Annotated in this window: 18 protein-coding genes and 1 pseudogene; 10 read left to right on the top strand and 9 right to left on the bottom strand. The window is 53.2% G+C overall.

Translation table 11 applies throughout. The annotated features are described in order from the left end of the window. The coding region (locus ACYC56_RS03435) for a M48 family metalloprotease (protein ID WP_461372782.1) at positions 1-894 on the top strand (894 nt) is incomplete at its 5' end. A gap of 279 nt (positions 895-1,173) precedes the next feature. Then, a complete protein-coding gene (locus tag ACYC56_RS03430; RefSeq protein ID WP_461372781.1) occupies positions 1,174-1,857 on the top strand; it encodes a hypothetical protein in 684 nt (227 codons plus the stop codon). Here the strand turns inward: ACYC56_RS03430 and ppsA are convergent. After that, positions 1,854-4,172: a phosphoenolpyruvate synthase gene (gene ppsA, locus ACYC56_RS03425; RefSeq protein WP_461372780.1), complete on the bottom strand. Its 2,319-nt coding sequence runs from the start codon at positions 4,170-4,172 to the stop codon at positions 1,854-1,856. The genes ACYC56_RS03430 and ppsA overlap by 4 nt on opposite strands. Before the next feature lie 135 nt (positions 4,173-4,307). Then, on the bottom strand, positions 4,308-4,499 hold the full coding sequence (locus ACYC56_RS03420) for a hypothetical protein (RefSeq protein ID WP_461372779.1): 192 nt from the start codon (positions 4,497-4,499) through the stop codon (positions 4,308-4,310). A 189-nt stretch (positions 4,500-4,688) separates the two neighbouring features. On the opposite strand from ACYC56_RS03420, the gene ACYC56_RS03415 reads away from it, so the two are divergent. From ACYC56_RS03415 to ACYC56_RS03395, 5 genes are read left to right on the top strand one after another with little or no spacing between them, the layout of a single operon-like run. Beyond that, a complete protein-coding gene (locus ACYC56_RS03415; RefSeq protein ID WP_461372778.1) occupies positions 4,689-5,903 on the top strand; it encodes a DNA double-strand break repair nuclease NurA in 1,215 nt (404 codons plus the stop codon). Next, positions 5,904-6,485 carry a hypothetical protein gene (locus tag ACYC56_RS03410; RefSeq protein ID WP_461372777.1) on the top strand — a complete coding sequence of 194 codons (582 nt, stop codon included), beginning with the start codon at positions 5,904-5,906 and terminating at the stop codon, positions 6,483-6,485. Further along, complete coding sequence (locus tag ACYC56_RS03405) at positions 6,475-8,112, top strand: ATP-binding protein (protein WP_461372776.1); 1,638 nt, start codon at positions 6,475-6,477, stop codon at positions 8,110-8,112. The genes ACYC56_RS03410 and ACYC56_RS03405 overlap by 11 nt, the downstream gene beginning before the upstream one ends. Beyond that, entirely contained in the window at positions 8,090-9,370 is a 1,281-nt protein-coding gene (locus ACYC56_RS03400) for a metallophosphoesterase family protein (protein WP_461372775.1), read from the top strand. The genes ACYC56_RS03405 and ACYC56_RS03400 overlap by 23 nt, the downstream gene beginning before the upstream one ends. A 4-nt stretch (positions 9,371-9,374) precedes the next feature. Then, a complete protein-coding gene (locus tag ACYC56_RS03395) occupies positions 9,375-11,948 on the top strand; it encodes an AAA family ATPase (RefSeq protein ID WP_461372774.1) in 2,574 nt (857 codons plus the stop codon). Between the two features lie 44 nt (positions 11,949-11,992). On the opposite strand, the gene ACYC56_RS03390 is transcribed toward ACYC56_RS03395, so the two are convergent. The 3 genes from ACYC56_RS03390 to ACYC56_RS03380 form a co-directional block, all read right to left on the bottom strand. Further along, entirely contained in the window at positions 11,993-12,493 is a 501-nt protein-coding gene (locus ACYC56_RS03390; protein ID WP_461372773.1) for a hypothetical protein, read from the bottom strand. Between the two features lie 199 nt (positions 12,494-12,692). After that, entirely contained in the window at positions 12,693-15,065 is a 2,373-nt protein-coding gene (locus tag ACYC56_RS03385) for an S-layer homology domain-containing protein (protein ID WP_461372772.1), read from the bottom strand. A 277-nt stretch (positions 15,066-15,342) separates the two neighbouring features. Beyond that, entirely contained in the window at positions 15,343-16,209 is an 867-nt protein-coding gene (locus ACYC56_RS03380) for a metallophosphoesterase (protein ID WP_461372771.1), read from the bottom strand. Positions 16,210-16,517: 308 nt separating this feature from the next. Between ACYC56_RS03380 and ACYC56_RS03375 the strand changes: the two genes are divergently transcribed. Next, positions 16,518-16,763: a hypothetical protein gene (locus tag ACYC56_RS03375; RefSeq protein ID WP_461372770.1), complete on the top strand. Its 246-nt coding sequence runs from the start codon at positions 16,518-16,520 to the stop codon at positions 16,761-16,763. 81 nt (positions 16,764-16,844) lie between these two features. On the opposite strand, the gene ACYC56_RS03370 is transcribed toward ACYC56_RS03375, so the two are convergent. The 3 genes from ACYC56_RS03370 to ACYC56_RS03360 all read right to left on the bottom strand — a co-directional run bounded on the left by ACYC56_RS03370 (position 16,845) and on the right by ACYC56_RS03360 (position 19,620). Next, a complete protein-coding gene (locus ACYC56_RS03370; protein WP_461372769.1) occupies positions 16,845-18,314 on the bottom strand; it encodes a sensor histidine kinase in 1,470 nt (489 codons plus the stop codon). Further along, positions 18,314-19,003 (bottom strand): winged helix-turn-helix domain-containing protein, encoded by a 690-nt coding sequence (locus tag ACYC56_RS03365; protein ID WP_461372768.1) that lies wholly within the window; start codon positions 19,001-19,003, stop codon positions 18,314-18,316. Before ACYC56_RS03365 ends, ACYC56_RS03370 begins: the two co-directional genes overlap by 1 nt. 182 nt (positions 19,004-19,185) lie before the next feature. Continuing rightward, positions 19,186-19,620, bottom strand: a complete 435-nt coding sequence (locus ACYC56_RS03360) for an Hsp20/alpha crystallin family protein (protein WP_461372767.1) — start codon at positions 19,618-19,620, stop codon at positions 19,186-19,188. A gap of 234 nt (positions 19,621-19,854) precedes the next feature. Between ACYC56_RS03360 and ACYC56_RS03355 the strand changes: the two genes are divergently transcribed. Together ACYC56_RS03355 and ACYC56_RS03350 are read left to right on the top strand one after the other, a co-directional pair. Further along, the gene (locus ACYC56_RS03355) at positions 19,855-21,039 is read left to right on the top strand and encodes a pyridoxal phosphate-dependent aminotransferase (RefSeq protein ID WP_461372766.1); all 1,185 of its coding nucleotides are present in this window, start codon (positions 19,855-19,857) and stop codon (positions 21,037-21,039) included. 57 nt (positions 21,040-21,096) lie between these two features. Next, positions 21,097-21,750, top strand: a complete 654-nt coding sequence (locus ACYC56_RS03350; protein ID WP_461372765.1) for a LysR substrate-binding domain-containing protein — start codon at positions 21,097-21,099, stop codon at positions 21,748-21,750. Between the two features lie 201 nt (positions 21,751-21,951). On the opposite strand, the pseudogene ACYC56_RS03345 reads toward ACYC56_RS03350, so the two are convergent. Further along, a pseudogene (locus ACYC56_RS03345) lies at positions 21,952-22,104 on the bottom strand (6-phosphofructokinase); the annotation flags it as partial.

Genomic DNA, 22,104 nt, shown 5'->3' with positions numbered 1-22,104 from the left:
TGGCTTTTGATCTTCGGGTTTATCCTCTTCGTGGTCCTTTTAGGATATGTCTTCGGCCAGCTCACGTACCTTGGATACAGCGGCGTTATCATCGCGCTTATCATCGCACTTGTCATGAGCTATAGCAGTTATTATTATAGCGACCGGATCGTGCTTGCCGTCAGCGGCGCCCGGCCGGCTGAAAAAAAAGAGTTCCCCTATCTCTACAACACAGTGGAGGGTCTCTCGATCGCCGCGGGGCTTCCCATGCCCGCGCTTTACGTAATCGATGATCCTGCGCCGAACGCCTTCGCCACAGGGCGCGACCCCGAGCACTCGGCGATCGCGGTCACGACAGGCCTCTTGGGGATGATGGACAGGCTCGAGCTAGAGGGCGTGATCGGCCACGAGATGAGCCACATCGCCGATTACGATATCAAGCTCTCCACCCTTGCCGTAGTCCTGGTAGGCTCGGTATTTCTTTTAACCGGCTTTCTTAGAAACAGCCTCTTCTGGGGAGGCCTGAGACGTGGGCGCGACCGCAACCTGGGGCCGATCATCGCGATTATCGGTCTTATCCTGATCGTGCTTGCCCCGATTGCAGCCCAGCTCTTGCGCCTTGCCCTCTCGCGAAACCGTGAGTACCTGGCCGACGCCCAGGGCGCCATGTTCACCCGCTATCCCCCGGGGCTGGCCAGCGCACTTCGCAAACTTGCCGCCGACGAACACGTCCTTCGCACCGCAAACGAGGCGACCGCACACCTTTACATCATAAACCCCCTGCGGACGGAGGGCGGCGTTGCCGGGCGCTTCAGCGCGGCTTTCTCCACCCACCCACCGATCGAAGAACGCATCAAACGCCTTGATGAAATGAGCCTCGGCGAGGCGCCAGGCGGCGAACAAATCCAGCATTAGATAAGCCCCCCTGGTTGTTTTCAAGGAATTGTTATGCTTATGTGGAACTATTACGTTAGTTCACCGTCAAATTGTTTGAAAGGCCGCTCTAGAATAAAAAAGACTTACGGATTCATATGTCTGAGCGTGAGTTTGCTCCTTACTGTTTCTGCCCTAAACGCCTGCTCCGGGCAGACAAACAAGAGTAAGCCACCCCGCGCCAGACTAAGCTATACAGTTGCATTTGCGGATAGCAAAACAAGGGCTGTCGTCGAATCAGCAGATAAAAAAGCGAGAACTATGATGAAGCGCTATAACCTGCACCCAGTTGGAGAGCCACAGATTTGGGATAAGCAGGTCGCTCAGGTTGTGTTTAGTAAGCAGTTTTCTGAGCTATTCGATACCGCATCAAAGCAAGTAGGGCTGGATCTAGGCAAGAGTCGAGGCAAGCAGCTCACGGTGTTTTACTACACCTTAAAAGAACAGTGTCAATCCAATGAGCGCACTGTAACGGCAAGCTTCTTGTGTGACAAGAAAGGCTCGTTAACCGGAGCATTTCTAAGCTTAGCCGGATATATGCCCGGGGTCGTTTCTCTTAAGGAGCGCTATGCCTTTTACCCGGATGGATTGACGCGCGACCCGCTTCATTTCACCGGTTTGAATCGGATCGAGATCGCCGGCTGGCACGGTGAGCATGGATGGGAGGCTTCGGCCACGTTAAGCAGACCTGAGGATATAAAGCACTTTGTCTCCCTGCTCGAAAAATCCGTCGGCCACAAAGGAACATACGAAGGCGCCTCCATTGGACAGGAGGAATATCGCATTTTTCTTTATTATAACGATGGGGTCCAGTTGGGTATCTGGTTCGCCCCTCGAGAACAACGCGACGAAATTGGGATAGACGCCTTCCAGGGGTGGCACTACTACCCGCCGGAAGAGCTTAAGATCGAGCTAAGGAAGCTGCTGCCGCATAAACAAACTTAGGCGGCTCTCCCCTGTTCCCTTAATTTCTCAAGCACTTCGAGGATCATCCTCTGTTCTACCGAGGCGACAAGCCGTCTGGTTTGCAGCACCGCATCGGGGTTGACCGAGACCGAGGTGATTTCGTGTTCGACCAGGGCTTCGGTGATCTCGGGATAGCTTGAGGGGGCTTGCCCGCAGATCGACGAGGTCACGCCGTAGCGGCGGCAGGTCTCGGTCACCTCGAACATCGCCTTCATTACAGCCGGGTTTCGCTCGTCGAACTCGGGGGCGAGTACTTCCGAGTCGCGGTCTATCCCCAAGATGAGCTGGGTGAGGTCGTTTGAGCCGATGGAGACGCCGTCGATTCCCGCTTGGCAGAACTCATCGATTAAAAAGACGGTTGAGGGCACTTCTATCATGATCCAGAGTTTAAAATCAGCGGAGCGGCGCAAGCCGTTATCCTGCATGAGTTTTTGGATATCCTGAAGCTCGGCTATCGTGCGGACGAACGGCAGCATGACCCAAAGGTTTTTCAACCCCCATTCGTTTCTCACCTTTTTGATCGCATTGAGTTCCATCTTAAATTCGTCGGGCTCTTTAACGTAGCGTGAGGCGCCGCGATAGCCGATCATGGGGTTGGCTTCCTGCCGTTCGTATTTCTCGCCGCCTTCGAGTTCACGATACTCGTTCGTCTTAAAATCGCTCGTGCGATAGACAATGGGGCGCGGGTAAAAGGCCTGGGCGAAGGTGCGCAGCCCATCGGCGAGTTTATCGGTGAATTCCTGCTGGCGCCCCTCGTCGATGAATTTTCTGGGATGCACGCCCATGCCCGCGATCATGAACTCGGCGCGCAAAAGACCCACGCCGTCGACCGGCAGCGCCGCCGTTTGCTCGGCCAGATCGGGCTCGGCCAGGTTCACATAGATCCTGGTCGCGGTCACAGGAGCGCCGACCGTGACTGAGACCGCCTCCTCGGCGCGCTTTTCGGGAAGCGTCTTAGCCTTGACTTCACCCGAGTAGACGATACCCCGCGCACCATCCACGGTAATCGCCTCACCGTCTTGAAGCACTTGCGTGGCCTTGCCCGTGCCGACGACCGATGGGATGCCGATCTCGCGGCTTACAATCGCCGCATGCGAGGTACGACCGCCCGCATCGGTAACGATGGCAACCGCACGGCGCATCGCCGGAACGAAATCGGGGTTCGTCATTTGGGCGACCAGTACGTCCCCCTCCTGCACTTTGCCCAAATCCTCTTTCCCGTGGACGATTTTTACCGCCCCCGAAGCCATACCCGTCGAGGCGGCGATGCCCTCAAGAATTACTTCGCCGGCCGGTTTCGCTTTTACCTCAGGTGCCGGGGCTTGCGGTGGCGCTTCCGCTGGCGCAAGCGTGGTGATAGGCCTGGTCTGCACCAGGTAAATAGTGCCCCCTTCGACAGCCCACTCGGCATCCTGTGGGAAGTTATAATGGTCCTCGAGCGTCATTCCATATTGGGCCAATTTTACTAGCTCGTCATCGGTCAACTTCTGCTGGTTTTGCTGCTCTTCCGGTACATCCACGTGCTGATTTTTTCCATTTTTGAGCATCAACTTCCAGGTTTGTCTGGCGATCTTTTTATCCAGTATTGTAAGGTCGGATTTTCTGACAAGGTAAAGATCAGGGGTAACCTCGCCCGAGACGATAGCCTCCCCAAGGCCGTAGATCGCTTCGATCTCAAGCTTGTCGCGGTCGTTTGTCAGGGGCTCAACGGTAAACATAACGCCGCTTTGCTCGGACTCGACCATCTTTTGCACGGGAACCGCTATCCCGACTTTGAAGTGGTCGAATCCCTGGTCGTGCCGGTAAAAGATGGCGCGGGCCTCAAAGAGCGACGCCCAACAACGCTTCACCGCATCGACCACCGCATCCTCCCCTTTGATATTCAAAAACGTAGCCTGCTGCCCGGCAAACGAAGCTTTGGGCAAGTCTTCGGCGGTCGCCGATGAGCGAACGGCCACGTATATATCATTGGGCCCTGAAAGCCGGCGGTAATTTCTTTTAGTATCGTTCGCGATGTCATTCGGCATTTGGGCGGATGTTATGAGGTACTTAATCGTGTCAGACGCCCTATCGAGCGACTGGTTGTTATTGTAATCGAGATGGCTTAGAACCTGAGCCATCTTATCCCGTATGCCGGCCATATCAAGAAAGCTATAGTAGGCGATCGATGTAACGATAAAACCAGGCGGCACCGGCAAACCCGCCCTCGTCATCTCACCCAAGTTGGCCCCTTTTCCTCCGACCAACGACACGTCGTTTTTCCCGACTTCGTTAAACTCAACAATATATGCCATCTCACCCTCCCGGATCGGTAGATAACCTGAGCAAAGCACTTCCTTGTGCGCGAGCCTTCGCGCACATTCTATACTTGCCCAAAACTAAAGCCAGCGAATTATGGATGAGAGCATTTTATTGGATGTGATATGGAGTTAATCCATTTTTTCTTGGCTGGTGGGGCTTGCTGTGCCCAGCTTTCCCTCGATGGCACGCAGACTTTTCTTCATGCCTTGAATACTTACGACAAGCCAGATTAGAATGGCCAGCGGTATAATTGCAGTTAGAAGTCCAATTACCGTAGTTACTAGCAATACTCCGATTTCAGATGGCCCAGTACCAAACATTTGTACCCCTCCCAAAACGCACGCATGTTTACTTATTGGGTTATTATGATAGCAGCATACGCATAGTTGAACAAACGATACCTGCGGAGCTTTGGCATGTTTTCACGCCGAGTATTTTCCACTTCCCCTTCACAGACGCCTAACCTTTTGGTAGAATAATATCGAACGGTTGTTCGGGGGTGGTTACGCTTGTTAGACATAAATAAGCTTTACAAACAGATTTCAGCGCTTGGAACGTACCAACAAAATAGGTCAAATGACCTGGCAGAAGCCTTGAGGGTTGCTGAGGGCCAGGTACAAAACGTCTCGGGAGACCCCCAGGCGTTCAGAGATAAGATGGAGCGGGCAAACGCCTCGTGGCTCATCGCCATCCCTACGGATGAGGCGCCATTCAAGCCGGTTGCGCCGGGAGCGTGTCCCGAATCGCATACCATCCTTTCGACGGACGGCTCGCAGATAAACCCCGACCGCCACAGCCCCCACCCCGCCCTCCTCATTAACGTAGGCAAGGTGAAAATCGGCTATGGGGATTTTTTAGGATATAAAATGGAGAGCGAGCCCAGCCTCTTTTTTGAGGAGCGGGATATCAAACGCCGCTTCGGGGGTGAAGAGCGCGAGGTCTCGGGGCAGGTGCTCGCCGCGCTCAGGCAAAAGATGGAGCATGAATCGCTTAAAGCGATGATCGAGGAATGCGGGCAGACGCCGGCGGTGGCGGTGGTCGACGGCACGCTCATCCTCTGGAACATCGAAGCCAACCCGAAACGACTTAAAGAACTCGGGACCGCAGACTTAAAGCAGCAGGCGTTTTTATCGTTTATGCAGCTGATATCGGTAGGCAAAGAAGTCAAAGTACCGGTCGTGGGCTATATTAGCTCCCCGGGAAGCTCCGATGTTGTCAACTCGCTTAAGGTAAGCCTGTGCCCGAGCGAGACGGTCAATTGCAAAGAGTGCCCGTACAAGGCGGCCTCCTGTGACGGGGCGCTGCCCTGTGATAAAATAGATGGAGTCACGGACGCCGGACTGTTCCGCCGCCTTCTTGGCGATGGCGAGCGCTCTTCCCTATTTATAAGCACATCAGAGATTCTGGACGCCTATAAGGAGTATGGTGATGAAGGCGTCGCGTTCTTCTACATAAACATCGGCAAAGAGATCGCCCGTGTCGAGGTGCCAATGTGGGTCGCTCGTGATAAGAATGCGGTTGGTCTGGTACATGCCATCTGCCTTGATCAGGCGGTTAAGGGCTCGGGATACCCCGTAGCGGTGGCCGAGGCCCACGAGCAGGCGGTGGTGAAATCGGCTGATAAGCGTTCGTTCGACCAGCTTATCTTCCAAATATTCGTTAAAAACGGTATCCCGGCGGCAGAATCCCGAAAAGCCCTTCGAAAAAAGGGAGGCTTCATATAAATGGCTGAACGAATTGGAGAAATAATCGAGGTCTATACGACCAGGTTTTTGGCGCAAAGCTACGGGCTGAGCGACCTGCCGCATTTTGGCAGTTTCGTAAAAGCGGAGAGCCAGGGCATAAGCATCTATGGGCTCGTCTACAACGTCCACGAGGTGAATACCGACCCGAACCGCCGGCCGATGGCCTTAGGGCTTGAACGTGAAGAGCTTCTTAGACAGCATCCGTATTTGCCCGAATTCTTAAAGATCGAGTTCGACGCGGCGGTCGTCGGCTTTAGCGACGGCGCAGGTATCAGGGCATATCTTCCACCGTTTCCTCCAAGAATCCACAGCTTCGTCTACCCCTGCGAGAGCCGGGAGGTCATAGATATAACCGAAGATCTGGAGTTCATCCGAAGCGTCAACGCGCTCCCCGGCATTCCGGTCGAGGAGCTTGTCGCGGCCTCGATCCGCCTGGCCTACGCCGAGCGGGACAACGACCGGGCGTTTCTCGTGAGGGCCGGACAAACGATCGCCCAACTGCTTAAAGACGAGTATGAAAAGGCGCGCAGCATTATTAGGAGGATAAGCGATGTCGGGTAAGGCGCAAGAAATCGGTAAACTGATAGCCGGCTCGCTCCTCTCCGGTCTCGAGGCAAAGCTCGCAGAGAACGTAAACGTAGAAGGCGTCTCGGTCGGCAGGCTTGTGGTAGTCAACGGTATCGAGAATAAGTTCTTTTGTCTGCTCAAGGACGTTTCCCTTGAGGCGACTAACGAAGATATCCTCTTAAACCCGCCAAGCGACGACTTCGCAAAGCTCGTGCACGCCGGGGTAAATACATTCTATAAACTCTCGATCCAGCCGATGCTTATCACGGCGCAAAACCCCACGGACGAAGACCGGCCGCGCCCCTCGACAACGGTGCCGCCGCACTTCTCCCCCGTCTGCGAGGCCACTGAAGACGATGTGGCCCTCATATTCGGCAAACCGGGTATCACCAATCCCGAAATCGGCTCGCCCATCTTTATGGACGTTCCGGTGTGCCTTAATCTGGAGCGGTTTTGCAAGCGAAGCAACGCTATCTTCGGCAAGAGCGGCTCGGGCAAGAGCGTGCTTGCGCGCATGGTCCTCGGCTATCTCGTTAAAAGCGATATGGCGATCAACCTCATATTCGACATGCACGGCGAGTACGGCTGGAGCGCGACCAGCGAGGCCGGTCTCGATGACCCCAGCCTCAAGCAACTCTTGGGCGGCAAAATCGCGATATTTACGGTCGACAAGGATTCGCCTCTCTATAAAAGGATTCGCCCCGATTTCGACGTGCAGATACCGTACAGCTTGATAGAAATAGCCGACCTCGAGCTTGCCGCGGGCGAGCTAGGGCTCACGCAGGCCGGTATTGAGACGATGTATCGCCTCTCGGATAAATGGGGCGAAGATAAATGGCTGGCAAAGTTTTTGGCGATGGATACCGATGAGTTCGCCGGTGTGGTCGAGGACCTCAAGGTAAACGACCAGGCGCTCGGCAAACTTCACCGGTGCTTAAGCGGGCTCAAGAGACTGCCCTTTATTAAAAACTCGGTGGCCGATGATACGGTCGCCCGGATTATGGATTTTATCCAGGACGGCAAGCACATCGTGTTTCAATTCGGGCGCTACAACTCGATGCTCGCCTACATCCTCGTCGCAAATATCTTAACGCGCAGGCTGCACAGGCTCTATGTGGATAAAACCGACAGCGCCCGAGCCGATTGTCTGGAAGGACCAAAACCGCTGGTAGTTACCATCGAAGAGGCCCACAAGTTCCTCGACCCACAGGTAGCGAAGCAAACTACCTTCGGGATAATCGCCCGCGAGATGCGAAAATATAATATGGTGTTGCTCTTGATCGACCAGCGCCCGAGCGGCATCGACGACGAGATACTTTCACAGGTCGGCACACGCATTGTCGGCGATCTTGGCGACGAACGCGATATCAACGCTGTCCTAACGGGGCTACCCAGCCAGGGCACGCTTAAGGTGCTCATCAATAACCTGGAACCCAGGCAGTTTCTGCTTACCGGCTTTGCGCTCCCGATGCCGATGGTGATAGACGCCAAAGATTACGGGCGGTTCTGCAACGAAGTGGGCATCGGTGTGGGGGCAATTGGAGACGAAATCGAGCGCCGAAAGGCAGTTGATGATTTGAAGGCGAAGGTGTTCGGCGATGACGAAATCGTCTTCGACTAAACGGCAAGCACACGGCATCAAGGTCATCCATTTTGCGGATTTACACCTCGGGATGGAGAACTACGGGCGGGTTGACTCCAAGACCGGGCTCAATCAGCGGGTGATCGATTTCTTGAAGTCGCTGAACTTTTTGGTTGAGACGGCGGTGCGAGAAGACGTCGCGCTCGTGGTATTTGCCGGCGATGCGTTTCGCAACCAGAAGCCCAACCCGACCCTGCAGCGCGAATTTGCCCGCGTCGTCCGGCGCCTGACAAAAGAAGGTATAAAAGTCGTGCTTCTTGTCGGCAACCACGACCTCCCCAATCTAGATAAGCAGGCGCACTCGCTTGCGGTCTATGATGCGCTTGAGATCGATGGCGTTCACGTAGCGCGCTCGCCCGAGCTTTTTACCTTAGAGACCAAACAAGGCCCGGCGCAAATTGCAACCCTTCCCCATTTCTCGCGGAGCCGCCTGGTCGCAAGCCTTAAAGACCAGGACCTCGAGTACAAGGATAAAACGCTGACAGAGCTGAACGACCTCATGACGAGAACCATCGAGAGCTTCGTCGAAGATCTCGCCGCACAAGTGGATACGACCATCCCGGCGGTACTCACCGCACACTTAAGTATCTCAAACGCAAAAGTCGGCAATGAAGAGCGAAGCATCCTGGCCGGGAACGAAATAACGCTGCTCTCAAGCGTCCTGCAGCGCCCCGAGTTCGATTACGTCGCGCTCGGGCACATCCACAAATTCCAGGATGTAAGCCAGGGGGCCTATCCCCACCTCGTCTACTCGGGAAGCATCGACCGCGTGGACTTTGGCGAGGAGAAGGAAGATAAGGGGTTTTGCCTGATTGACCTGGTGCGGGGGGCGACCACTTACGAGTTCGTCAAAACGCCGGCTCGCCGCTTCGTAACGCTTGATATCGAATGCGAAAGTGACGACCCGACGGGCGAGGTCTGCTCCCTTTGCGAGAAGCACGATCTCGGGGAGAGCGTGGTAAGGGTTCGCGTAAAGGTCCCGGCCAAGCTCAAAGAGCAGGTGCGAAAAGAGGAGATTGCCGAAGCGCTTTCTGGTGCTTACTTCATCGCCTACATCACCGTCGAAGCCACGGGCGAGGAAACAAGGGCCAGAAATCCCCATCTCACCGAAAGCCAAACCCCCGCCAAAGCGCTCACCGAGTATATCAAAACGCGAGAAGACCTCCTCGAGCGCCAGGCGGAACTTACAGAATACGGCCAAAAACTCATCGACGAGCTGACGCAACGAAAGGCGTAACTACTTGATACCGGTTGATCTGCGACTAACCAATTTCATGAGCTATAAACACATGGATGACGCGCTTAGTTTTTCATCCATCCACACGGCAGTGCTCTGTGGGCCGAACGGGCATGGGAAAAGCTCGCTGTTGGACGCGATTACCTGGGCGCTTTGGGGCAGAGCGCGGGGCGTGGACAAACGCGGCAGCGGAACCGACGACCTCATTCACCACAAAGAGCCCCACATGCAGGTGGAGTTTGCATTTGAGCTTGAAGGGCAACGCTACCGGGTTATCCGCTCGCGTTCGCGCAAGGGCAAAACGGGAGTCTCGCGCCTCGAGTTTCAGATAATGGATGGCGATGAGCCCCGCCCCTTGACCGGCGAGACCCTCAACGCGACGCAGGAAAGTATCAATAAGGTGTTGCGGATGGATTACGAGACCTTCGTCAACTCGGCCTTTATCATGCAGGGGCATGCGGATACCTTTATGGTGAAAAGCGCGAACGAGCGCAAAGAGATACTCTCTGAGATACTCGGTCTCTCGATCTATGACGAGCTTGAAGAACTCGCCAAGGAAAAGCGCAAGGCGCTCAACGACCGCCTCAAAGATATCGATGTGCGCACCTCATACATCGACCAGGAGATCGAGCATCTCCCCGCTTATAAACAGGAATTAAAAGAGGCGGCGGCCGGGCTGCAAGAGCTGCAAAAGGATATTAAGGCGGCCGAAGGCGCGATTGTAAAACTTCGTGGGGAGAAGGCGGTCTTTGATATGAAGGCCGCGCAACTCACCGAACTTAACGGGCGCTATGCGCTGGCTCAAGCGGATATCGCCTTGATCGAGGAGCAACTTAAAGCCCTTGAGCTTACCGCGTTAAAGGCCCGTGAGCTTACCTCAAAGAGTGATGAGATCGAGGCGGCCTACGGCGAGCTTGTCTCTCTTAGAAAAAAAGAGGAAGAACTCTCGGTTACCGGGCAACAGCACACGGCGCTTGAAAAGAATCTTAACGCGGTGAAACTGGCGATCGAGCAGGCGCGAACCTCGCTTGAGTCAAATCTCAAACACCTCGCAGAGCGAAAAACGTCCCTTGAAAAAGAACTCTCACAGCGCTCATCCGTCGAGGCCGCGCTTTTAAATAACAAGGTCAGGCTCGGTGAGTTTGACAAGTATGAAGCCGAACTTAACACCATGCGCGAGAACTACAGCGAAGTACAAAAGAAAAAGGCTGGCCTTGATGCCAAGGTTCAGGCTCTCGAGGTAAAGCTTGCCGAAGAAGAAAAACGGCGCAGCCTTTTAAAAGACGACGACTCGTGCCCCCTCTGCAAAAAACCACTCCAAGCCCACGAAAGGCATGCAATCAGCACGGGGGTCGAGCGTGACATAGCTTCAATCAGGACCCAAATCGATACAGGCCGCAGCGAATCCGCACGGCTGGAGCGCGAGCTTGAATCGCTGACAACTGCCGGGAAATCCCTCGGAGAAAAAATCAAGGGTAAAGACGAACTCAAGATTGCCGAGGGAAAGCTTGCCGAGAAACTGAAGGCTTTTGCGAAGGCATCGGAAGAGATAACGCTATTAACCATGCAGGTCAACGAGCTGAACCTTAAACTCATGCAGAGCGCCTTCGCGCATGACGAGCAATCCCAGCTGCGAAAACTATCAGCCGGAATAGAAGCTTTAGGCTACTTTTCGAGCGAACACCAGAAGGTCAAGCAGAGGCTTAGAGACCTCCAAAAGTACGAGCAGTTGAAGGCAAATCTTGAAAATGCGCAAGCGAACATTCTGGTAGCCGAAACTACCATCGCAACCCTCTCCTCTCAAAAAGAAGTCAAACAGAACGCGCTTGCGGATGAGAAGAAAAAGATCGAGGGACTTTCGAGCGAGATCTCGGCCATGCGGGATGTCACCAAAGATATAGCGACCGCCGAAGATGCGCTCACAACGAAAAAAGAGGTCGAGGCGACCGTCCTTGACCGGCGATCGGGCGCCCAGACTAAAATCGATGCCTGCAAGAAACAGGCAAAGAAAAAAGGAGAGCTTGTTAAGGAGCGAAAAGAAGTCGCGCGTGAGGCGGAAATCAATGACAAGCTCGCGTTTATCTTCAGCAAAAAGGGCATCCAGGCGCTCATCATCGAAAACACCATCCCCGAGATCGAAGAAGAAGCAAACGACCTTCTGCACAGACTTACCGCCGGGCAGATGAGCTTGCGCTTTGTAACACAAAAGGACCAAAGGACCGGGGGTGTGATCGAGACCCTGGATCTCATCATAACCGATGGCGAGCTTGGCGACAGAAAATATGAACTCTTCTCGGGGGGCGAGGCCTTCAGGATAAACTTTGCCGTGCGCATCGCCCTCTCGAAACTTCTCGCCCGCCGCTCCGGCGCCCGCCTGGAAACGCTCGTAATCGACGAGGGCTTCGGCACACAGGATGAGGAAGGAAAAGAGCGCTTAATCGAGGCCATTAGCGCTATCCAAAACGATTTCAAAAAGATTATCATCATAACCCACCTGGAAGACCTCAAAGAGCTCTTCCCCGCCCGTATCGAGGTCACGAAAAAACGGGGCGCCGGCTCGATAGCAACGGTTGTGTAAAATAAAAAGGGCCCCGCATGGAGGCCCTTTGCTCGGAGAATTTACTAAACAGAAGTGGGCGTAGCCGAAGTCTCGTATTGGGGCAGATCCGGCATGCCGGTATGAATGACGACCGCGTTTATCTTTAACGCGTTTCCTAGCCGTCTTCCGACAAGAAGCACATGCTGGCCTTCCTTTACACCAACCGGAGCAACGGTTTTCCGCACCTCGATGATTCTGAGTTGCCCATCGACCGCAACGGTGACGTCTCCCCTTCGGGTTGCGACGACCAGCTTCGTGTCGCTCACCGATTTAATAGTCCCGGGGATCTCCAGATTCGGCCTAGGCCTCATCGGTCCTTGTCCATTACCCGGTCCTTGTCCATTGCCGGGCCCCCGCCCATTGCCCGGATCGGCAAACTGCTGTCCGACTGCCCACCCTTGCGGGGCATCCGGGTTCTTACCGTTGTTTTGAGACCCGTCCGCATTTGCGAACACGGCGGTTGCACCGGCCACGATTACCGCAGCTATAGCAATTACCAAAGCCTTACTTATAAGTCTTTTCATCACTAAAACCTCCTTTCCAATCGTGTTACCATAATCTTCGGTAAGAGGTTTTAAGCGGGGGTTAAAGAAGTTTTAAGAAAGTGTTAAGGTTTCTTAGCATAAAAACTATACATGTATTAAGGGACCCAGGCCTTATGCCTGAGTCCCTAGATATCAATACTATACTACGGGTTCGCTTTTTTCTTGAGCTACCCTCTTGTTACTTATCGACCCAGTCGAGAATATCGACAGCTTGCGACCGGGTAACGGTGCCGTTTGGCTTAAAGGTGTTATCGGAATTACCCTTGAACAACCCCGCCTTCACGCAAGAATTAATAAACCCTTTGGCCCAGGATGAGCCGATATCTTTGAGTTTACTGGTAGTGGCGGAAGGAAGCTTCCGGACTAAGGCCGCGACCTTGGATACCTCAGCTCTCGTTATGCTGTTGTTGGGCCGGAAGGCCTTATTCGGGTACCCTATCATAATCCCCAGGGCCTTGAGCCGCTCGACGTATTGGTACGACCAATTGGTCTTAGCGACATCCGGAAAAGCCGGTTTCGTCGGATTAATAAGCTTGCCCCCAACCATGAAATAGATGGCTTTTGCGAACTCGGCCCTGGTAATGGCTTTGTCCGGGTGGAACTTTCCATCGGCATCCGTGGAAAATATGCCGCGTGTGAGGTAGGTTTTCAAAGCCTTTGCATTGGGCGCACTGGCCAAAACATCTTTCGGCCAGGTTATTGTTTTGCCCTGGGTAACGGTAAGCGCCCCCTCAACCTGGTTGGAAACCGGGCTCTCAAGGCCGGCTTTTAGCGCGGTCACATAGTAGATATATACCGTACCTTTCTTTGCGGTCTTATCCTGGTACTGCGCCGTGGTCACCTGTGCACTGTTTAACTTTACGGGGGTACTTGTCGCATCTTTTTCTTTTCTGTAGACGTTGTATCCGGTAACGCTCGTATCCTTGCTCGCATCCCATGCCAATGAAATAAAACCGTTGTTCGAGACAACTTTTAGTCCCGTGGGGGCAGCAGGCACGGCCGGGTTGGCCTGCGTTGTAAAGCTAAACGAGTACGTACCGGCAAGCACATAGCCGACCGCATTTTTCACTGCGCCGGCCGGAATAGTCACGGCATACGATGTGCCGTAGGCCAGCGGGAAGGTCGGGTGTATAGTAAGCGTTTTGCCGCTTATGCTCTTGGTAATAGAGACCGCCGTGCTGGTCGAAGACGTCACCACGATGCCGGAGTAGGCGGTCGTCGTGCCCTCCTGGATATCGTCGCTAAACGTGATAACGATATCTTTATTCACCACGACGTTGTTTGCCGTGCTCGTCGGATCGGTGCTCACAACCGCGGGTGCGTGTGTGGTAACCGTAAAGGTCGACTGGGATGAGCCTTTATTGCCGATCGAATCGGTTGCCTCAACGGAGACCGTATGCGTCCCTTCGGTAAGTGGGGCCAGCTTATCCCCCGACTTCTTATCGACGAGCGACCCGTCGACCCGCACCGCCGGTGTACCGGTCGCGTCACCGGCCGTAAAAACGAGTTGCGGTGTGGTGGTAACTATAACACTGCCTGATGCCGGAGAGGTAATGCTCACGACAGGCCCCGTTGTATCGACGGTAAAGGTCACCTGTGACGAGCCCACGTTACCCGCAGTATCGACAGTATCAATCTTTACAGTGTGCGAACCGCTGGAGAGTGCATCCAGCTTATCGCCGGATTTTTTGCCTACTGCCGAGCCATCAACCTGCACGGTCGCGGTCCCTTCACTCACAGTAAAGGTAAGCTGTGGTGTCGTCGTGTTTGTCGTGCTGCCGGCCACCGGAGAAGTGATGGTGACGACCGGTGCGTGCGTATCTACGGTGAAGTTTGACCTAGCAACGCTTGCATTACTCGCCGCATCGATGACCTCAACAGTTACGTTATGCTGGCCATCCGCAAGCGGGTCCAGAGCGTCGCCGGACTTCTTCGTAACGGCGATATCGTCGACTTTTACCACAACACCCGAAACATCGGCATCGCTAATGCTAAAGAGCAGTTTCGGCGTACTGGTATTCACGATGCTGTCCGGCGCGGGAGAGGTGATGCTGCCGGTTATTGGGCTCACCGTGTCTTTCACCTGGGTAACCGCCATACTCGGATCGCTGGTAATCCCGTTTGCGCTCCTGGCGACCGCGGTGAACTTGATTACGCCATCCCTCAAACTGGAGACGTCGACCATCGCGTTAAACGAGCCGGTGGCCGATGCTGTGGCAGATACGGCAACACTACCCGTGGCCTCGTCCGCAGCTGTGATAATAACGGTCGTCGTTGGGTCAGCGGTTCCTGTGATTGTAACCGCCTGGGTATTGCTCGAGTTAATCGGTGTGACCGCCGCCAGTACCGGAACGCTTGGGGTTGCTTCAACAGAACCCGTAGTACTGCTGGTATCTAACACCACCTCCTGGTTTTGCACCGGGACGTTATCCGGCGTCGCCGGGATAGTGTCAGCCGTTGCAAAAAGGCCCATTGGAATCATCAGGAGCATCAAGGACAACGATAGTAAAATCGCCATCGTCTTTGATCTTGACAGTTTCTTAACCGACATGCGCATTCCCTTCCTTTAACTCTACTTTAGATCTTAGTCTTACATTTGATATCTCTATTTGGCCGGTTGTGCCCTGAGGGGCAAGCCCTCCCTTGGCTATAAAAACAAAAACCCGGCCCCCTTACATCGAGGGTCCGGTTCTGCGGGCGGTCCGCGATACACCGGGACCTATGTCAAGCCTAGATGCTATTATAGCCTTATTCCGTATAATTAATCAATACTTAGGTAATGTTACATGCGGTTGGTATGCAAGCACAAGGCTTCATGATCACCTAAACTATTTCTTTAAAACCACGACGATAACCTCGGGGAGACAAAACAGGCGGAAGGGTATGGTGCTAACACCCAAGCCCCTGCTAAGAACCATCGTTGAGGAAGCCTGCCGGTAGACACCATCTGAGTAATTTGGAAAAAAACCCTGGTCGGGGGTGACTATGGCACCTGAAAACGGCGGTCGAACTTGGCCCCCGTGGGCATGCCCGGCAAATACCAGGTCCACTCCGTGTAAAGCATAGACAGGAAACCTCTCTGGGCGATGTGCGAGCAATATCTTAAAGTCGTTACTTGAGAGCCCCGCCATCGCCTCGTTAAGCTCACCGCCTATAAAATGATCTTCCGCAAACGGATCATCATGATTGATACCATATTGCTTTGCGATATCGTCGATTCCTACCAGGTATAAACTCTCGCCGCCCCGCGTGATTTCGACGTGGCGGTTCTGTAGAATCGTGACACCGGCATTCTTGATATCCTGCGAGAGTTCGTCAAACCTTCCCGACCACCACTCGTGGTTACCCGTAACGAAATATACCGGTGCAAGTCTTTTGAGCTGAGTTAAAAGAGAGAGGCTCGGTCCCTTACCGTAACGCTTCCGGTCTATCAAGTCCCCGGTGACCACAATCAGATCGGGTCTGGCGCTTTTCACCATCGCAACAAGATCGCGTTGATTGGGGCCGAACTCCTTGTTATGAAGGTCGGTTATCTGCACGATCCTGTAGTTGCCGAACTTATCTGGAAGCTTCTTAAAATGAAGCTCAAACGTAACCAGCTCGAGGCTATTGTTCTCAACGTTAAAGAACCAGGCAAGAAACGGCACCATCACAATAACTGCAATGATCGCAATAACGAGCTTTCGCTTATTCATGAGGCATTAATCCACCATTATCAAAAGTTACTTTATAGGGCGAGATATATCACTTACCCAATAATACCGGATACCGTCTTGCCCCAGGAGGCGGATTAACAAAATATACGGTGAGTTTTTACGTGCCCGCCAATGGATTTTGAGCACAACGAGTATTTCAGCTTCGCCAGTACCGTTTACTGCTAACTTTGAGCCGTTCAATGTCATTATGTACCGTTTGGCAATAACTTGTTTAGGGTACTATTGAGGTGAGCAGAGTATAGTAGACATACGATGCTAGTAGCCCCTTTGAAAGGAGGTGCTGCCAGATGAAGTATCTTGTGTTTCTCTCAAGACTCTTTGGCGGGGTCTCCTTTGCGATTGTTCTTTTATTACTTCTTGTGATCACGCCGGCCGGCCTCTTTTACGCCATGATCATCCAGCCCATGACGCAATTTGCAACGTCTACGCCGTTAGTTAATTCCGGTACCTATTCGTACAGCTTTACGGCATTCGTGATTATCAATATCGCCGTATTGGCTGCTCTGTTATTACGGCATCGCTCAGAGAACTAGCCACCATCTTTACTTGGATTAGTATAGCGCTGCCGAGTGGACCGTAACCATTCATCGGCCGGCTTTACCGGCCGATGTGCATTACTGCTTCTTTGGCACGTATACGCTGAATTCACTACCCGCCCCCGAAGCGCTCAACACCTCAATTTTTCCCCCAAGGACTTTAGTAAGTTCGGAGCAAATAGCCAAACCCAATCCCGTTCCACCGGCGCCATTGGGGTTTACGCCGGGTGATGGGTCAGCAGTCCTGTAGAAGCGGTTGAAGATTTTTCGCTGGTCGGCCGGTGCTATTCCTCTACCGGTATCTTTTATTCTAAAGCATACATGAGCGCCGGCACCTTCGGCGGCAACATCTATCGAACCGCCCTCGCCGGTATATTTAATCGCATTTTCAACGAGATTACCGATGATCTGCTCGATGATCGCCCCATCGCTTACAAACGACAGGCGCTCAGGTTTCATGCTGAGCGTAATGCTCTTGTTCTCGGCCAGGGGAGTGAACTTATCACAAATGTTCGCAAGCATCGCCTCCGTGTCGATCTCGGATGGAGTAACCTTAAACGTACCTGCGTCGATGCGGGCGATCGCCAACAGATCGTTGACGATCTTGGCCACGCGACGGCTCTCGGTGTTGATTATTTTCAGATATTTACGCTGCTGCTCCTCATCGGCAACCTGTCCCTCCAGCAATACCTTGGAAAAGCCTTCGATCGAAGTCAACGGCGTCTTCAACTCATGAGAGGCGTTTGAGGCGAAATCGCGTTGCAGGGCATAGGCCGCATCCACTTTTCTCGACATAACGTTGAACGCAAGAAGCAACTCGCCGACCTCATCCCCGGTTTCCACCGGAACCTGCTGCAAGAGTTTTCCCTGCCCCATGTCACGGACGGCTTTCTTAAGTCTATCCAAAGGCCGAAGCAACGTGAACGCAAGATACAGCCCGGCAAGAGAGGCGATAATAAACGAGATGATGCCGGATGTTAGCAGTATGGTGAAGGCCGGGCCCTGTGCGCGTTTAATATCCCGCACCGCCGCGACTAGAAGCACCCTGCCGCCGGAAGCTCCATTTATCGGGACGGAGGCATAGGCGACTTCTGAGTTCAGTTGGGGCGGATTTCCCCCCTCATTAGGTGTGACCTTGTTCTGCGTGGCACCGAGAGGTTGATTTGGCCGCGGTCGCAGAAGCTGTCCCGGCCGCTGTCCGAGACGGTTTGCCGCACCGGGTTGCGGTAACTGTTCCGGGGCCAAGAGATTTATTCTACCAAAATCAGCAAGAACCCTGCCCGATGAATCGTTAACAATAATCCTGGCGCCGGTGATTTGGGCCGAGTAGCGAATGATGGGCTCGACCAAGCGCGACTCCTCTGCACCGTTTCTAGGTGAGGCCAGCGTAACCGCGAGGGTTCTCCCCTGTTTGAGAAGCTCGGCTTTCTTTGATTTAACCGCGTAGTCGAGCCAGGCGCGGTAGAATAAAAACGACGAGAATGCCAGGGTCAGCGCAGATACCAGTATAAACGACGCGATGAGCTTTTGCTTAAGCGTGAGTCTCACTAACGCCTCCCGATAAACTTGTATCCAACGCCCCAAACAGTGGCAATGAAGCGCGGATTACCAGTATCCTCGTCAAGCTTTTCTCGGAGGTGCCGCACGTGCACATCCACGGTTCTAAGGTCACCGAAGTAGTCATAGCCCCATATCTTCTCGAGAAGTTTCTCGCGAGAAAATACGAGACCCGGGTTGTTGGCTAACATCGCAAGAATATCGAACTCCTTTGCGGTAAGTTCAACAGTCGTTCCGGCCAGAAGCACTTCCCTCTTGTCCGCATCGAGAGCAAGATCGCCAAAGACAAGCGTGGCAGACTCTTGCGCCTGCACAGAGGTTGCGCGCCGCAAGAGGGCCCTCACACGGGCGACAAGCTCATCCGGGTCAAACGGTTTGGTCAGGTAATCATCGGCGCCAAGCTCAAGCAAGAGCACTTTATCAAGGCTGCTGTCACGGGCGCTCAACATGAGAACCGGTACCTGCGAGCGCTTTCTCACCTCGCGGCAAATATCGCGACCGTCCATGCCGCCGGGAAGCATAATATCAAGCACCAGAAGATCGGGCTCATTTGCGTTAAACTGTGCCAGCCCTTCCCCGGCGCTCATGGCTGAGACTACTTCAAAGCCGGCATTACTGAGGCAAAAACCCACCAGCTCCTGGATATTCGGTTCGTCATCGATTATGAGAATCTTCGCCATACTTTTGCTCCACCATATCATGTAGGCGTATAGTTACTAGAGTAACCTATTACACCATTAACTTAAAATAGCCGTGCATTTACATAATCGGGCTGCAGGCGGTCGACGTAAAGAGAGAACGCGATGGTCGACTAAAAAAGGGGCCCATAAAGAGCCCCTTGGATTTTCAAGTCAGAAGCAGCTTATGCCGCTTTGATCTTTATCTCTTTGCCTTTTTTCTCCTCGGCGATCGGGAGGTTGATGGTCAGAACACCGTCCTTGTAGGTCGCCTCGACATCCTCCGTCTTCACGGGCACCGGCAACTCGATCATGCGCTCAAATGAACCGTAGAACCTTTCCGACCTATAGTAGTTTTCTTTCTTCGCCTCTTTGGTGTGTTTGCGCTCACCTTTGATTCTAAGGGTATTGTCGACGACCGAAATATCGATATCGTCAGGATCAACGTCTGGAATATCCATCGTTACGATGAGCTTGTTATCCTTCTGATAGATATCGGCAGAAGGCACCCAGAATGCTTCTGCTTCCGGTTCAGCCATAACACTCCTGCTAAAGAGCTTGTTCAAGTCCTCTTGCATCCTCATGAGGTCACGCCACGGGTCGAACCTGCGCATTGCCATATTTAACACCCCCTTTCCACTATTTCCTCAACTATTTCCTGTTCTATTACATACTTATATGTACCCGGCTCCATTCATCTTTACCGGTTTAAAACGAGTCATCGCGGCGGATTAAGCCGGCCGGCGATCGCCCCGCGTTTGTCTTGCACGTTTACCCATCTCATGGCCAAATCTGGTACAGTTGTTGGTACAGGGATACAATAATGAGAAAGATTAATCGGGTTAGGAGACCGCATGATTGCAAAACGTGCCCTCGATATGCCGCCCTTCATCGTTATGGAGATAAACGAGAAGGCGCAAGAACTTGAGAGACAGGGCAAAAACGTTATCCATATGGAGATCGGGGAGCCGGATTTTACTACACCGCAGGTTGTGAAAAATGCCGGCTGCAGAGCAATTAAAGACGATAAAACACAATACACGCACAGCCTCGGTCTGCTGGAGCTTCGTGAGGCGATCGTAGAGCACTACAATGACAAGTATGGCGTTACCGTCTCCCCCGAGCAGGTCATCGTAACTGCCGGCACATCGCCCGCGGTGCTTTTGGTGTTTGCGGCGCTCTTAAATCCCGGCGAAAAGGTGATTCTCTCAAACCCGGGATATGCCTGTTACCCCAATTTTATACGATTCGCCGACGGTGAGCCCTCCTTTATCAATGTCCACGAGGAGGACGGCTTTCAGTACCGGCCTGAAGCGATCGAGTCCTCCCTTGACGACATGACCAAAGCGATCTTAATAAACTCCCCTTCCAACCCGACCGGTACCATGCTTTCGGAACCGTCGATGCGCAGGATCGCAGATATAGTAGAAGCAAGAGCAGACGCGCGCTCGAAAAACGCAAACGGGAACCTTTATATTATTTCCGATGAGATCTATCACGGCCTCTCCTACGAGGGGAAAGAGCATTCCATCCTGGAATTTACGGACAAAGCGTTCGTGCTTAACGGCTTTTCGAAACTCTATGCGATGACCGGGTGGCGCCTGGGCTATGCCATTGCGCCCAAGGAATTCATCCGCCCCATGCAAAAGGTGCAGCAAAACCTTTTTATCTCCGCGAACAGCTTCGTGCAGTGGGCCGGCATCGCCGCGCTGAAAGAAACCGCCGGGGATATCGCCCGGATGGTTCGCACCTACGACGAGCGGCGAAAGTTTCTTATCCCCCGTTTGCGGGAAATCGGTTTCGGCATCGCCGTTGAGCCGACCGGCGCGTTTTACGTGCTTGCCAACGCAAAGAAGTTTGGGGCAGACTCGTACAAACTAGCCCTCGATATTCTCAATAACGCCCTGGTGGCGGTAACTCCCGGAATCGACTTCGGCAGCAACGCCGAGGGGTATCTGCGCTTCTCCTACGCCAATTCTCTTGAACATATCAGCGAGGCATGCGATAGGCTCGAGAGCTATCTATCACGTTTATCTTAAGGCGAGCTGGGAAAAATCTGCTCCGTAGAGAAGTTTATATCCGCAAGGAGGAGCCTTATGAAAAACGTGGTAAACATCGGTGCGAGTAGCTATACCGGTGAGTTCTTGCTGCCGCAGCTTATCGGCGATTGGGAGAAGCAAAACCCCGGTATCGAGCTTAAAGTGGATATTTCCGATAGCTCGGAAGTATTCGAGCAGGTCATTAACGGCGATCTTGAGGCCGGTGTTATCGGTATGTCGCTTGAAAACAGCAACGTACACGCCGAAACGTTTCTGAACAACTTCGACGAACTTATCCTTATCTGTCCGGCCAACCATCCGTTTGCAAACAAAAACGAGATTTCGATCAACGACCTTAAAGGGCAGGATTTCATCCTGCGCGAGCCCGGCTCGGCCACGAGGATGTGGTACCGCGAAGTACTCGCCACCCATAACATCGATCTCGATAACCTCAACGTAGTCGCCGAATTCGACACCTACCCGGCGATTATCAAAGCGGTTGAAAGCGGGTCAGGCATGAGTTTTGTCCTGCGGAAAGCGGCGAAGGATGCGCTCGACCTCGGTAGGGTCAAAGAGATAAAGATAAAAGAGGTCTCCCCGCTTATGGGAAACCTTTACGTCATCTACAACACCGATATGCCGATGTCGGATGGGGTACGCCGGTTTTTAAGCTTCCTCGAAGCGGAGAAACCACGGCTTATGGCAGCGTAAATTAGCGAGTAGCGAAAAGCGATTAGCGATTAGGGCATTAAGATTTACAAGTATTTTTCTACTCGCTAATGGCTAATAAACGCAAAGAAAGGGGCGTCGCCGCGCCCCTCTCTTGCCTTAGTGAACTTGCAAAAAGCCAGTGCATATTTGAGAAGGAAGGTGCTTCATGCTTCGCTTCAATCCGGCTTCTGCACACTTATTTTAGAAAAATATCTTCGCCATATTAAATACCCGTTCGTCAACCGGCCTAACCGTAAGAGCCTCCTCGAGCGGGACCGATGTGACTTCACTGCATTTTATGGCGACCATGCGGTCATATTCGCCTTTTTCGACCAGCTCCACAGCCGCAACGCC

Source organism: Candidatus Aquicultor sp., from assembly GCF_054640775.1.
Note: the sequence above shows the minus strand (reverse complement) of the source record. Positions and strands in the feature narration are given on the sequence as shown.